Here is a 12,522-nt window from a genome sequence, read left to right as displayed (position 1 = left end):
ACCACGCGTCATCAGTCCACCATCGGGGGAGAGGCCGACATCGAATGGTGGAAATGAAGAGCGATTTCCACCCTACGAAAAGCCGTCGTGCAGGCCTATAGGATGCCCGCAGTCCGGTAGAATGCGTCCCTTATCCCACTTCCGCGTTTCTCCCCCATGAATGACTCCTCCCCCTTCGTCGCCGTCATCGGCGGTGGCCCCGCTGGCCTGATGGCCGCCGAAGTCCTGGCCCAGGGCGGTGCGCGGGTGGAGTTGTTCGATGCCATGCCCTCGGTGGGGCGCAAGTTCCTGCTGGCTGGTGTGGGCGGGATGAACATCACCCATTCGGAACCGAAAGTGCCCTTTCTCGGCCGTTACGGCGCACGTCGCGACGAGGTCGCTGCGCTGCTGGAAGGCTTCGGCGCCGAGGAGTTGCAGGCGTGGATTCATGGCCTGGGCATCGACACCTTTGTCGGCAGCTCGGGCCGGGTGTTCCCCACCGACATGAAGGCCGCGCCGCTGCTGCGTGCCTGGCTCAAGCGCCTGCGCGAGCAAGGCGTGGTTATCCACACCCGCAGCCGCTGGCTGGGCTGGACCGACGACGGCGCCCTGCGCATCGCCTCGCCGGACGGGGAATCGGCAGTCCGCACCGATGCCTGCGTGCTCGCCCTCGGCGGCGGCAGCTGGGCGCGCCTGGGTTCGGATGGCGCCTGGGTGCCGCTGCTGCAACAGCGCGGTGTGTCCATCGCGCCCTTGCAGCCAAGCAACTGCGGCTTCGAGGTGGAAGGCTGGAGCCCGCTGCTCAAGGAGAAGTTCGCCGGCGCGCCGATCAAGTCGGTGACGGTTCGCCTGGACGACACGGCGCCGCGCCAGGGCGAGTTCGTGCTGACCGCCACCGGCGTGGAAGGCAGCCTCATCTATGCCTTCTCCGCCGCCATTCGCGAGCGGATCAATGCCCGCGGCAGCGCCACGCTGTACCTGGACCTGCTGCCGAACCAGCCTGTGGATAAAATCCTCAGGGCGCTGTCCCGGCCGCGCGGTTTGCGCTCCATGGCCAAGCATCTGCACAGCCAGCTGGGCATCGACGGCGCCCGTGCCGGCCTCTTGCGAGAACTGTCCGCCAAGGATGACTTCACCGATCCCGCGCGTCTGGCAGCCGTCATCAAGGCCTTGCCGCTGACGCTGGTGCGGGCGCGTCCACTGGACGAAGCGATCAGTTCGGCCGGTGGCGTGCCCTTCGAGGCACTGGATGAAAACCTGATGCTCAAGCAACTGCCGGGCGTGTTCTGCGCCGGCGAAATGCTCGACTGGGAAGCCCCTACCGGTGGCTACCTGCTCACCGCCTGCTTCGCCAGCGGCCGCGTCGCCGCACAGGGCTTGCTGCGCTGGCTCTCGACGAGCTGACCAACCGGCAGCTCGCCAGAAATCACAGCTGATCGGAAGCTGGCCGCAAGGTGTCGGCTGGCACGCGGCCAGCGTCTATGATTGCCCAGAGCCCAGCTTTCTCCGTGCGGTGCCCCCAAGGTGATTCCCCTTCTCGTCTGCGACGACTCGATGATGGCGCGCAAGCAGTTGATTCGCGCGCTGCCGCTGGACTGGCCGGTGCATATCACCCAGGCCAGTCACGGCGAAGAAGCCCTCGATGCCATCCGCCAGGGCCACGGCCAGGTGGTTCTGCTCGACCTCACCATGCCGGTCATGGATGGCTACCAGGTGCTCAGCCGCATTCGCGCCGAGGGCCTGAATGCCAGGGTGGTGGTGGTATCCGGCGATATCCAGGAGGAAGCCCAGCGCCGCGTCCACGAACTCGGCGCACTGGCCTTCGTCCGCAAGCCGGCCGATCCGGACGAGCTGCGGGAAACCCTGATCAGCCTCGGCCTGTTGCGCCCGGCACCGTCCACCAGTCCGGTTACGGGCGTCCCCGTCCGGATCGAGCCTGACCTGCGGGTGAACTTCCGCGATGCCCTGCGCGAAGTCAGCAACGTCGCCATGGGCCGCGCTGCCGCCCTGCTGGCGCGGGTGCTCGGCGTCTTCGTCCAGTTGCCGGTGCCCAACGTCAACCTCTTCGAAGTCAGCGAACTGCACATGGCCCTCGCCGATGCCCAGCGCGGCGAGCGGCTGTCTGCGGTGTGCCAGGGGTTCATCGGGGAATCCATCGCCGGCGAGGCGCTGCTGCTGTTCCACGATGCCGAGAACGCCGAAGTGGCCCGCCTGCTCGGCTGGAAACCCCAGGGCCAGGACAACCAGGCGGAAATGCTGCTGGACCTGGCGAGCATCCTGATCGGTGCCTGCCTGGCCGGCATTGCCGAGCAGATCGACGTGCGCTTCTCCCAGGGCCACCCCGAACTGCTGGGCCAGCACAGCTCCATCGAGCGGCTGTTCCAGCTCAACAATCGGCGCTGGCGCAAGACGCTGGCGGTGGAGATCAGTTACGCCATCGAAGACCACAACCTGCACTTCGACCTGTTGCTGCTCTTCACCGAAACCTCCATCGCGCGCCTGACCCAGAAGATCCACTACCTGATGGACTGACCCATGCCGACACAGATCGATTTCAAGGAACTCCACTGGCTGCTCGACATCGTCCAGTGCCTGGACGTCGGCGTGGTGGTGCTGGACCGCCAGTACCGCGTCGAGGTGTGGAACAGCTTCATGGAGAATCACTCCGGTCTCGGACCCGACCGTGTGCACGGCAAAAACCTCTTCGAACTGTTCCCGGAGATCGACCGCAACTGGCTGCGGCGCAAGGTGGACACCGTGCTGCAACTGGGCACCCGCGCGTTCAGCCTGTGGGAGCAGCGACCCTACCTGATCCGCTTCGAGAACTACCGCCCCATCACCGGCGAAGAAGACTTCATGTACCAGAACCTCACGGTACTGCCCCTGGCGGCGGCGGGTGGCCAGGTGGAGCGCGTGTGCCTGGTGATCACCGACATGACCGAGGTGGCGCGGTTGAAGCGGCAGTTGGCGGAGACAAGTCGTCCGCGGCTCTTGTAGGGGCGAATTCATTCGCCAAGGGCTGCTCAGCAGCCCCGCGAACCAGCAAGGCAGGCCTCCGGCCTGCATGGCGATTGAAATCGCCCCTACAGGTACCACCCCCACGGTTCTGTGCTGCGGTACTCGGTGACCTGCTTAACCTCCAGATAGTTGTCCAGGCCCCAGCGGCCCAGTTCGCGGCCGATACCGCTCTGCTTCATGCCGCCCCAGGGCGCCTGGGTGAAGGTGGGCTGCGAGCAGTTGACCCAGACGATGCCGGCGCGCAAGCCGTTGGCCACTCGCGCGGCGCGGTCGAGGTCGGCGCTCATCACCGCAGCGGCCAGGCCGAAGCGGCTGTCGTTGGCCATGCGCAGGGCGTCGGCCTCGGTCTTGAAGCGCTTCACGCAGAGCACCGGGCCGAAGATTTCCTCGCGCCAGATGCGGCTGTTGTCGGCGGGTTCATCGAACACCGCCGGTTCGACGAAGTAGCCATGGGACACATGCGCCGGACGCTTGCCGCCGGTAAGCAGGCTGGCCTCCTGCCGTCCCTGTTCGATCATGCCCATGACCTTCTGATACTGGCCGGCGCTGACCAGCGGCCCCAGCAGCACGCCACGCTCCAGACCCGGGCCGATGCTGATGCGCCGGGTTTCTTCCACCAGGCGCTCGATCAACCGGTTGGCGATGCCCTCCTGCACCAGCAGGCGCGAGGTGGCACTGCACACCTGCCCCTGGTTCCAGAAAATGCCGAACATGATCCATTCCACCGCGGCGTCCACATCGGCGTCATCGAAAACGATGAACGCCGACTTGCCGCCCAGCTCCAGGCTGATGTTCTTGATGTCGGCCGCCGCCGCCGACATGATCTTCGCCCCCGTCGGCACGCTGCCGGTGAAGGCCAGCTTGTCCACACCGGGGTGCTGGCTGAGCGGGCCGCCGGCTTCGCTGCCCAGTCCCGTCACCACGTTGAGTACGCCGGAGGGCAAACCGATACGTTCGGCGGCGCCGGCCAGTTCCAGGGCGGTCAGCGGCGTCAGCTCCGATGGTTTGAGCACGCAGGTAGCGCCCGCCGCCAAGGCCGGGGCGACCTTCCAGCTGGCCATCAGCAGCGGGTAGTTCCAGGGGATGATCTGCCCGGCCACGCCCACCGGCTCATGGCGGATTCGGCAGCTGAAGCGGTCGTCCGGCAGCACCAGCGGCTCGTCCTGGCGACTATCCAGCTCCCGCGCCAGTTCGGCGTAGTAGCGGAAGCAGCCGATGGCGTCGGCAATGTCCCACTGTGCCTCGGGCAGCGGCTTGCCGTTGTCGCGCACCTCCAGCACGGCCAGGGCGTCCTGGCGGCTTTCCAGCTCATCGGCCAGGGCGTCCAGCCAGGTGGCACGCTCGGCCCCGCTGGTCTGCCCCCAGCCCCGGTTGAAGGCTTGGCGGGCGGCGTGCACGGCGTGGTCGATGTCTTCTTCGGTGGCCGCCGGCACCCGCTGGATCAGGTCGCCGCTACTGGGGTCCAGCACGTCGAAATAGGCACCCAGATCGGGACGGACCCATTGCCCGTTGATGTACAGCTGGTCACGCATGGCTTTGCTCCATGGGCGCTCAGGCGCCGCTGCGGCGGTTCTGCAGATAGCGGGAGGTGAACAGCAGCGCCAGCGAGACGCAGATGATCACCGTCGAGATGGCATTGATCTCCGGGGTGATGCCCCGGCGGATCGACGAGAAGATGTAGATCGGCAAGGTGGTTTCCGAGCCGGCGACGAAGAACGCGACGATGAAGTCATCGAAGCTGAAGGTGAACGCCAGCAGGAAGCCGGCAAGGATCGCCGGGGCGATCTGCGGCAGGGTCACCCGGCGGAAGGTTTCCAGGGGCGGCGCATAGAGGTCGGCGGAGGCCTCCAGCAGGGCCTGGTCCAGGGACTCCACGCGAGTACGGACGATCACTATCACCAGTGCCATGGTGAACAGCGAGTGCGCCGCGATCACCGTGAACAACCCCATGCGCAGGCGTGGCAAACCAGCCCCCAGCAACAGGTCGAGCAGCGGGTTGACCACCTCGAACAGGCTGATGAAGGCAATCAGGGTGGCGATGCCGATGACGATGCCGGGGATGATGATGGCGCAGTAGGTCATGGCGTCGAAGAACATCCGCACGCGCTTGCCCACCCGCTGCAGGCCGAACACCGCGAGGGTGCCGAACAGCGTGGCAATCAGGGCCGAGCACAGGGCGATCAGCGCGCTGGTGCCCAGGGCCTCCATGATGAAGGGGTTGCCGAAGGCGCGGCCGAACCACTGCACCGAACAGCACTCGAAGGCCAGCCCGCTGCGCCCGGCGTTGAAGGAGAACAGCACGATCAGCGCAATGGGTGCATAGAGGAACAGGTAGAGCGAGGTGGAGTAACTGCGCAGCCACATCAGAGCATCCCCTCCGTGCCGCGCTTGCCGTAGCGCGCCACCAGTTTCAGGTAGAGGGCGATGATCGCCAGCATCATCGCCACCAGGGTCATGGCCACCGCGCTGCCGAACGGCCAGTTGCGCGATTGCAGGAACAGGTCCACCAGGGCGTTGCCGACGAAGAACACCTTGCCGCCGCCGAGGATCGCCGGAATCAGGAACTCGCCCATCAGCAGGATGAACACCAGCATGGCGCCGGTGATGACGCCGGGGGCCGAAAGCGGCAGGGTCACCCGGCGGAAGGTTTCGAAGGCGCTGGCGCCCAGGTCCGACGAGGCTTCCAGCAGGCGCTTGTCGAGCTTTTCCAGGCTGACGTAGATGGGGAACACCATCAGCGGCAGGTAGCCGTAGACGATGCCGATCAGCACCGCGGTCGGGGTGTTGATCAGCCGCACATCCTCCATCCCGACCATGGCCAGCAGCGCCGGGATGCCCTTGCCGCCGAGGATGAAAATCCAGGCGTAGGTGCGGATCAGGAAGCTGGTCCAGAACGGCACGATCACCAAGGTCAGCAGCAGCGAGCGACTGCGCTGCACTTTCACCGCCAGGAAGTAGGCCAGCGGGTAGGCCGCCACCAGGCATACCAGGGTGCCCAGGGGCGCCAGCAGCAGCGTGTTGTAGAAGGCCTTGGCTCGCGAGCCGAGGTTCAGGTAGTTGTCCAGGGTCAGGGCCGCGCTGTAGCCGCCCACCGGGCTTCGTTCACCCAGGCTGAACACCAGGATGATCACCAGCGGCAGCAGGAGCAGCAGCAGGAACCACAGGGTGGACGGCAACAGCAGGAGCAGCGTGACACGCTGGCCGAGGCTGCGGCTTTCCGCCGGCGCGAGCTGGCCCGCATCGGCCAGCGCGGGGGCGCTGAGGGCGACGTTCATGGAGGATTCCTTGGTCCGCACGATTCGCATATTCCCCCTCTCCCTTCAGGGAGAGGGCCGGGGAGAGGGTAGCCCCCGCCCCGTTCCGATCAAGCCGCCTTGAAGCGCGCCATCAGTTCCGCCCGGGCCGGACTGGTCAGGGTCGCGGCGGCGCCGAACTCCAGGGCGCTGAGCAGGTCGGCGGCCGGGTACATGATCGGGTCGTCGAGCATGGCCTTGGGCAGCAGCGCATCCACGCGCCTGTCGCCGGTGGGGTAGCCGTGGGCTTCCACCTCGCGCTTGTTCACCTGCGGGTCGAGCAGGAAGTTGATCAGCGCGTAGGCCGCATCCGGCCGCTCGGCGCTCTTCGGAATGGCGAAGAAATCGCTCCACAGCTCGCCGCCCTCACGACCCAGCACGTAGGTCATCTGCGGCATGTCGCGGTGCAGCTGCGAGGCGTCACCGGTCCAGCACATGGACATCCAGGCATCGCCGTTGCGCATGGACGGCTGATAGTCGGAGTTGATCGCGAAGAGATGCGGCTTGACCTCCAGCAGCAGCTTCTCGGCATCGGCCAGTTCCTTCGGGTCGATGGAGTTGAAGCTGTAGCCAAAGGATTTCAGCGCATTGCCGATCACCGTGAGCTGATAGTCATGGACCATCACCCGGCCGGTGGCCTCGCCTTTGCTCAGCTCCCAGAATTCCTTCCATGTGGTGGGTTTGGCCTTGATCTTCTCGCCGTCATAGACGAAGCCGGTGGTGCCCCAGTTCTTCGGTACCGCATAGGTCTTGCCGTTGATGACGCCCTGTTCCATGAAGCGCTTTTCATAGGAGGCCGGATCGAAGTTGGGCAGGCGCGACAGGTCCAGCGGCTCGATCAGGCCCAGTTCGGCGTAGGTGCTGATGGTGTAGTTGGTGGGCACGAAGACGTCCCAACCGCTGCCGCCAGCCTGGAGCTTGGCAAGCATTTCCTCGTTGGAGCCGAACACGTTCATCTGTATCTGGGCGCCGGTCTGCTCGGCGAAGGCGGAGAAGTTCTCGGCGTTGTGATAGTTCGGCCAGGTGGCCAGGACCACACGGTCGCCGATGGCGCCTTTCTCTGCGGCGAAGGCCCGGTTGCTGGTGAGCAGGCCGGGCATGTTCGCGGCCATCACCGCCATGGCCACGCCGAGGCCGGTACGGCCAAGGAACTCGCGACGGCTGATGGAGCCGTTCTGCCAACTGCGCAGTTGCTTGATGAAGTCTTTCCGGTCCATTGCTGCTACCTGCCTGTGAGGGTGGGTTGTTCTTGTCCGTTCCGTACAACGATTGATGCCGCTTCTCAGCGACATCAAAGGGTCATCGCCAGTCCACTGGCCTGATCCCAGCCGATCCGTACCGGCGACCCATGTTCGAAGGCCGAGCGCTCGTTCGAGCCGTGGCGCGGCACGCGCACGCAGACGATGCCGAAGGGCTCGGTGCGTACGCGGTATTCCGTGAGGTTGCCAAGGTAGATGCGGTCCACCACCTCGCCGGGCAGGGTGATCTCGCGGGGCAACGCCTCTTCGCCGGCGCCGATGGCGATCAGCTCCGGGCGCACGGCGATACACCCCGGTTCCGAGGCTTTGAGGGCGGGACCGGTGGGCGTCTGCGGGCTGGCCAGTTTCAGGCCGTGGGGGGTTTCCAGCAGCACACGGCCGCCGTCGATATGCCGCACCGTGCCGTCGAACAGGTTGGATTCGCCGATGAAGTCGGCCACGTAGCGGCTCGCCGGGGTTTCGTACAACTGCTCGGGGCTGGCGCTCTGGAGAATCTGTCCGTCCTGCATGACGCTGATGCTGTCGCTCATGGACAGCGCCTCTTCCTGGTCATGGGTGACCAGCACGAAGGTGATGCCGACCTCGCGCTGCAGACGCAGCAGTTCGGACTGCATCTCCTTGCGCAGCTTGCGGTCCAGCGCCGCCAGGGGTTCGTCCAGCAGCAGCACCGTGGGCTTGTTCACCAGTGCACGGGCCAGGGCCACCCGCTGCTGCTGGCCGCCGGAGAGCTCATGGGGCTTGCGCTGGCCGAAGCCGGAGAGGTGCACCATCTCCAGCGCTTCGTCAGCCAGGCGGCGCTGCTTGGCGCTGTCCGGACGCGGCTGGTGGTAACGCAGGCCATAGGCGATGTTCTCCGCCACGGAGAGGTGCGGGAACAGTGCATAACTCTGGAACACCATGTTCACCGGTCGCTGGTGAGCGGGCACCCCGGCCACCGAACGCCCGGCCAGCAGCACTTCGCCTTCGCTGGGCTGCTCGAAGCCGGCGATCATCCGCAGGGTGGTGGTCTTGCCACAGCCGGAGCTGCCGAGGAAGGAATGGAAGGCGCCGCGCCGCACCTTGAAACTCAGGCCATTGACCGCCGTTACCGCGCCGTAGCGTTTGACCACATGGCGAAATTCGATATCGAAGCACTCGCTTGCATCACTCACGGCCGGCCCCTTGTTCCAGGTGTTCTTGGCATATGGCAACACGCTAGCAATGGCGGTTTTCGCCTGTATATATCCCTCCGGGGATAGGCGCGCCCTCCACAGAAACTGTGGAGCAGCCTGTGGGTAAGTTATGGATGATGGGCTGCAGGCTGCGCGGGACGGGGGATTGCGGAAGGTGGTTGAAATTTGAGCAGCCTCAGATGCCCATTGTAGGGGCGATTTCAATCGCCAAGCAGGCCGAAGGCGTGCCTCGCCAGATTCCATGGGGCAACTGCGTTGCCCTTGGCGAATGAATTCGCCCCTACAGCAGTGAATTCGCCCGACGTCGCCGCTACCCACAAATTCTGTGCAAATCGTTGTGGATAACTCGTGGGCATCCGCGCCGGATGCCGATGGCAGCTGGGCCAGCAAAGACTGTACGGTTATTGATCAGCATCGCTTTAATCGCGAATAGCGATAAGGTTAAACCGCCTTTTGCAGCGCTTCCGGCTCATCCCGCTGGCCCGCCAGTTCACGCACGAACAGCCCCAGCAGTTCCGATTGGCTGCCGATGCCGAGCTTGGCGTAGAGGTTCTTGCGGTGGATCTTCACCGTGCCGGGGCTGATGGACAGGTGCTCGGCCACCGAGGCGCTGGAGTGGCCACGCAGGAGCATCTGCACCACTTCCTGCTCCCGCGCCGTCAGCACATGGGCGCCGAACTGGTCGAAGGCCTCGCGGATCTTGTAGTCCAGGTCCTGCAAAGGACGCGGTGCATGGGCGCGGCATTGGTCCCAGGCTTCGTTCACCACCTGCTCCACCACCGGCTGGGCGCAATCGAGCAGTTGCATATCGTCACGGCTGTAAGCCGGGCTGCAGGTGCTGCGCATCAGCGAGAGCACCGCCTTGGCACCGTCGGCCAGGTCGATGAAAAAGGCGATCTCCTCGGTCAGGCCAGTCTGCTGGTAGTAGGTGACGTAGTACTCACCGAGGTAGAAGTGGTCCGGGGCGAACTGGCGCAAGCGCCAGAGGCCGGGCGCCTGGTTGCGGGTGCAGGCGAGGTAGAAGGGGTCGAGCAGATAGGGGCCGACCTGGTAGTCCTCGACGTAGACGTGGCGCTTGTCCGGCGGGAAGGTGTCGAACAGGGCCAGCGGCCGGTGATTGCCTTCGTAGACGAAGAGCACGAAGTGGTCGACATGGCAGATCTGCTGCAGCCACTGGCTGAGGCCGAGCAGACGCGCCCGGCCGGCGGGTTGGGCAAGCAAATGGGCAACACCGGAGGTCCAGTGTTTGAGTTCCTTGTGGCGCATGTGGGAAATGCCTGAGGTTGGGCTGCGCTTCAATCACTATAGGCGTTCAGCATTTCGCACAGAAATGCAGGAAGCGCGCCAATATCCTGATTGCCCAGCCGGCCGCTCTGGCACGGGCGTACCTGCTCCCTACCCTGCCCCATTACGGCTCCCATTGCCCCACCAGGCGTCACCCATCACCACAGTGCGGTGACGCCTGGGCGCGGGTTCAGCCTTTTTTCGCCTTGCCGAAACCCGGTGCCTTGCGCACCGATTTGACCTTGGGCTTTTCGCTGTCGATCCAGCGGCCCAGCGACGCCCCCTTGCCCGCCTTGCTGGCGCCGACCTGGGGCTCCTTGGGCTTTTTCGGTTTCTTCGGCTTTTTCAGGATCTGGCCGGTGGCGTCGGTCACGGGCACGCGGTGATCGGGGATGAAGTCCGGTTCATCACGACGCTGGAGGGTCTGGCGGATCAGCACTTCGATCGCGGACAGCGACTGCACTTCGTCGGCACAGACCAGGGACACCGCCTCGCCGGTGGCGCCGGCGCGGCCGGTACGGCCGATACGGTGAACGTAGTCCTCGGCCACGATGGGCAGGTCGAAGTTGACCACCAGCGGCAGGTCGTCGATGTCCAGGCCACGGGCCGCCACGTCGGTGGCCACCAGTATCTGTACTTCGCCGGCCTTGAAGCGCTGCAGAGCACGCAGGCGCGAGGGTTGCGGCTTGTCGCCGTGGATGGAGTCGGCGCTGACGCCCCGCGCCTGCAGCTCATCCACCAGTTGGTCGACGCCCTTGCGGGTCTTGACGAAGACCAGTACCTGGCCCCAGCCGCGATCGTCCAGCAGGTGCTGGAACAGCTCGCTCTTGCGCTTCTTGTCCACCGGGATCAACCACTGGCGCACGCTCTTGGCGGCGGCATTGCGCGGGCTGACCTCGATGGACAGCGGGTCGCGCAGCAGCTCGCGGGCCATCTGCCGAATGGCATCGGAGAAGGTGGCGGAGAACAGCAGGGTCTGGCGGCGCTTGGGCAGCGCGGTGAAGAGCTCGTCCAGTTCGCGGGCGAAGCCCAGGTCGAGCATGCGGTCGGCCTCGTCCAGCACCAGCGCCTGGAGCTGGTTGAACTTCACCGCATTCTGCCGATAGAGGTCGAGCAACCGGCCAGGCGTTGCGACCAGGACGTCGATACCCTTGCGCAGCTTCATCATCTGCGGGTTGATGCTGACGCCGCCATAGACCGCGTAGTTGCGCAGCGGCAGGTGCTGGCCGTAGACGCGGAAGCTTTCGTTGACCTGTTCGGCCAGCTCGCGGGTGGGCACCAGCACCAGGGCGCGTACCGAGTTGCTGGCGACCTGCGGGCCTTCCTGGGTCAGCTTCTGCAGCAGCGGCAGGGCGAAGCCGGCGGTCTTGCCGGTGCCGGTCTGGGCCGCGGCCATCAGGTCGCGCCCCTTGAGGACGGCGGGAATCGCCTCGGCCTGCACCGGCGATGGGGTCTGGTAGCCGAGCGCCTCGGTGGCGCGCAGCAGGGGTTCGATCAGGCCGAGGGAAGCGAAGGTCATGGGGGCAGCCATAGTGTGCGGAAAAGGCGCAATTCTATCAGGCTGCCCACCACCTCCGGGATCAACTGGTCTGCTGTTCCAGCCCTTCTGCCTTCTGCACCTTCGCGTCCTTGCGCTCGCGCCATTGCGGCAGGCCAATCAGCACCACGGCGCCGATGATCACCAGCATCGCCAGGCCCTCTTCGATGCCGATGGTTTCGCCGGCAAAGCCGATGCCCAGCAGCACCGCCACCACCGGGTTGACGTAGGCGTAGCTGGTGGCTGCCGCAGGACGGACGTTCTTCAGCAGGTAGAGGTAGGAACTGAAGGCGATGATGGAGCCGAACACGATCAGGTAGGCCAACGCTCCCCAACCGGCGGCGGTGGGCGCGGCGACCATGCGCTCGCCGCTGAGCAGGCTGCCGGCCAGCAGGGCGAACCCGCCGGCGAGCATTTCCACTGCACTGGCCATGGGGCCGGCGGGCAGCTTGAGGCTTTTGCTCCACATGGAGCCAAAGGACCAGGCCGCCGCGGCGAAGATGATCAGCACGGCCCCCAGGGGGCTGGCCTGGAGGTTGGAGCCAAGGTTGAGCAGGCCGATACCCACCAGCCCGAGCAGGATGCCGGCCCACTCCAGGCGCGTGGTGCGCTGGCCCCAGATCAGCCCGAACAGTAGGGCGAACAGCGGCACCGTGGCCACCGCCAGAGCCGCCACGCCAGACGCCACCCCCAGGTCTTCGGCCAGGGTGACGCCGCCGTTGCCGCAGCTGAGCAACAGGAAGCCGATGGCGGCGGCGGCCTTCCATTCCTGCCAGGTCGGGTTGGGCACCCCGCGCCAGCGCAGGAAGCCGTACATCAGGGCACCGGCCACCACGAAACGGACGCTGGCCATCAGCAGCGGCGGCCAGGATTCGACGCCGATGCGGATCGCCAGGTAGGTGGAACCCCAGATCAGGTACAGAGCGATGAAGGCTCCTATGAGCAGGAGCGGAAAGCGACGCGCAGGCATGATCGGAACT

The 12,522-nt window shown here is 65.6% G+C and carries 11 protein-coding genes; 3 read left to right on the top strand and 8 right to left on the bottom strand.

The window, feature by feature from the left end; genetic code table 11:
• Positions 1–156: 156 nt before the first annotated feature.
• From THL1_RS04560 to THL1_RS04550, 3 genes are all read left to right on the top strand, one after another.
• Positions 157–1,383: a TIGR03862 family flavoprotein gene (locus THL1_RS04560; RefSeq protein WP_069082151.1), complete on the top strand. Its 1,227-nt coding sequence runs from the start codon at positions 157–159 to the stop codon at positions 1,381–1,383.
• Between the two features lie 153 nt (positions 1,384–1,536).
• Positions 1,537–2,511, top strand: a complete 975-nt coding sequence (locus tag THL1_RS04555) for a response regulator (RefSeq protein WP_237234815.1) — start codon at positions 1,537–1,539, stop codon at positions 2,509–2,511.
• A 3-nt stretch (positions 2,512–2,514) separates the two neighbouring features.
• Positions 2,515–2,976 (top strand): PAS domain-containing protein, encoded by a 462-nt coding sequence (locus THL1_RS04550; RefSeq protein ID WP_069082149.1) that lies wholly within the window; start codon positions 2,515–2,517, stop codon positions 2,974–2,976.
• An 86-nt stretch (positions 2,977–3,062) separates the two neighbouring features.
• Here THL1_RS04550 and THL1_RS04545 read toward each other — a convergent pair whose 3' ends face one another.
• From THL1_RS04545 to yedA, 8 genes are all read right to left on the bottom strand, one after another.
• The gene (locus THL1_RS04545; RefSeq protein WP_069082148.1) at positions 3,063–4,529 is read right to left on the bottom strand and encodes an aldehyde dehydrogenase family protein; all 1,467 of its coding nucleotides are present in this window, start codon (positions 4,527–4,529) and stop codon (positions 3,063–3,065) included.
• Positions 4,530–4,548: 19 nt separating this feature from the next.
• On the bottom strand, positions 4,549–5,361 hold the full coding sequence (locus tag THL1_RS04540; RefSeq protein WP_069082147.1) for an ABC transporter permease: 813 nt from the start codon (positions 5,359–5,361) through the stop codon (positions 4,549–4,551).
• Positions 5,361–6,272 carry an ABC transporter permease gene (locus THL1_RS04535; RefSeq protein ID WP_069082146.1) on the bottom strand — a complete coding sequence of 304 codons (912 nt, stop codon included), beginning with the start codon at positions 6,270–6,272 and terminating at the stop codon, positions 5,361–5,363. Before THL1_RS04535 ends, THL1_RS04540 begins: the two co-directional genes overlap by 1 nt.
• Before the next feature lie 89 nt (positions 6,273–6,361).
• On the bottom strand, positions 6,362–7,507 hold the full coding sequence (locus THL1_RS04530) for an ABC transporter substrate-binding protein (protein WP_069082145.1): 1,146 nt from the start codon (positions 7,505–7,507) through the stop codon (positions 6,362–6,364).
• Between the two features lie 74 nt (positions 7,508–7,581).
• Positions 7,582–8,700: an ABC transporter ATP-binding protein gene (locus tag THL1_RS04525; protein WP_069086406.1), complete on the bottom strand. Its 1,119-nt coding sequence runs from the start codon at positions 8,698–8,700 to the stop codon at positions 7,582–7,584.
• Between the two features lie 462 nt (positions 8,701–9,162).
• Complete coding sequence (locus THL1_RS04520) at positions 9,163–9,987, bottom strand: response regulator transcription factor (protein WP_069082144.1); 825 nt, start codon at positions 9,985–9,987, stop codon at positions 9,163–9,165.
• 208 nt (positions 9,988–10,195) lie between these two features.
• Entirely contained in the window at positions 10,196–11,524 is a 1,329-nt protein-coding gene (locus THL1_RS04515; protein WP_069082143.1) for a DEAD/DEAH box helicase, read from the bottom strand.
• A 61-nt stretch (positions 11,525–11,585) separates the two neighbouring features.
• A complete protein-coding gene (gene yedA, locus THL1_RS04510; RefSeq protein WP_069082142.1) occupies positions 11,586–12,512 on the bottom strand; it encodes a drug/metabolite exporter YedA in 927 nt (308 codons plus the stop codon).
• Positions 12,513–12,522: the final 10 nt, after the last annotated feature.

Source organism: Pseudomonas sp. TCU-HL1, from assembly GCF_001708505.1.
Taxonomy (GTDB): domain Bacteria; phylum Pseudomonadota; class Gammaproteobacteria; order Pseudomonadales; family Pseudomonadaceae; genus Metapseudomonas.
This window is presented reverse-complemented; position numbering and strand designations above follow the sequence as displayed.

Coding starts and splice junctions, on each gene's coding strand:
- THL1_RS04520 (WP_069082144.1), bottom strand. CDS start 9,987: ATGCGCCACAAGGAACTCAAACACTGGACCTCCGGTGTTGCCCATTTG.
- THL1_RS04550 (WP_069082149.1), top strand. CDS start 2,515: ATGCCGACACAGATCGATTTCAAGGAACTCCACTGGCTGCTCGACATC.
- THL1_RS04545 (WP_069082148.1), bottom strand. CDS start 4,529: ATGCGTGACCAGCTGTACATCAACGGGCAATGGGTCCGTCCCGATCTG.
- THL1_RS04530 (WP_069082145.1), bottom strand. CDS start 7,507: ATGGACCGGAAAGACTTCATCAAGCAACTGCGCAGTTGGCAGAACGGC.
- THL1_RS04560 (WP_069082151.1), top strand. CDS start 157: ATGAATGACTCCTCCCCCTTCGTCGCCGTCATCGGCGGTGGCCCCGCT.
- THL1_RS04535 (WP_069082146.1), bottom strand. CDS start 6,272: ATGAACGTCGCCCTCAGCGCCCCCGCGCTGGCCGATGCGGGCCAGCTC.
- THL1_RS04540 (WP_069082147.1), bottom strand. CDS start 5,361: ATGTGGCTGCGCAGTTACTCCACCTCGCTCTACCTGTTCCTCTATGCA.
- THL1_RS04515 (WP_069082143.1), bottom strand. CDS start 11,524: ATGACCTTCGCTTCCCTCGGCCTGATCGAACCCCTGCTGCGCGCCACC.
- yedA (WP_069082142.1), bottom strand. CDS start 12,512: ATGCCTGCGCGTCGCTTTCCGCTCCTGCTCATAGGAGCCTTCATCGCT.
- THL1_RS04555 (WP_237234815.1), top strand. CDS start 1,537: ATGGCGCGCAAGCAGTTGATTCGCGCGCTGCCGCTGGACTGGCCGGTG.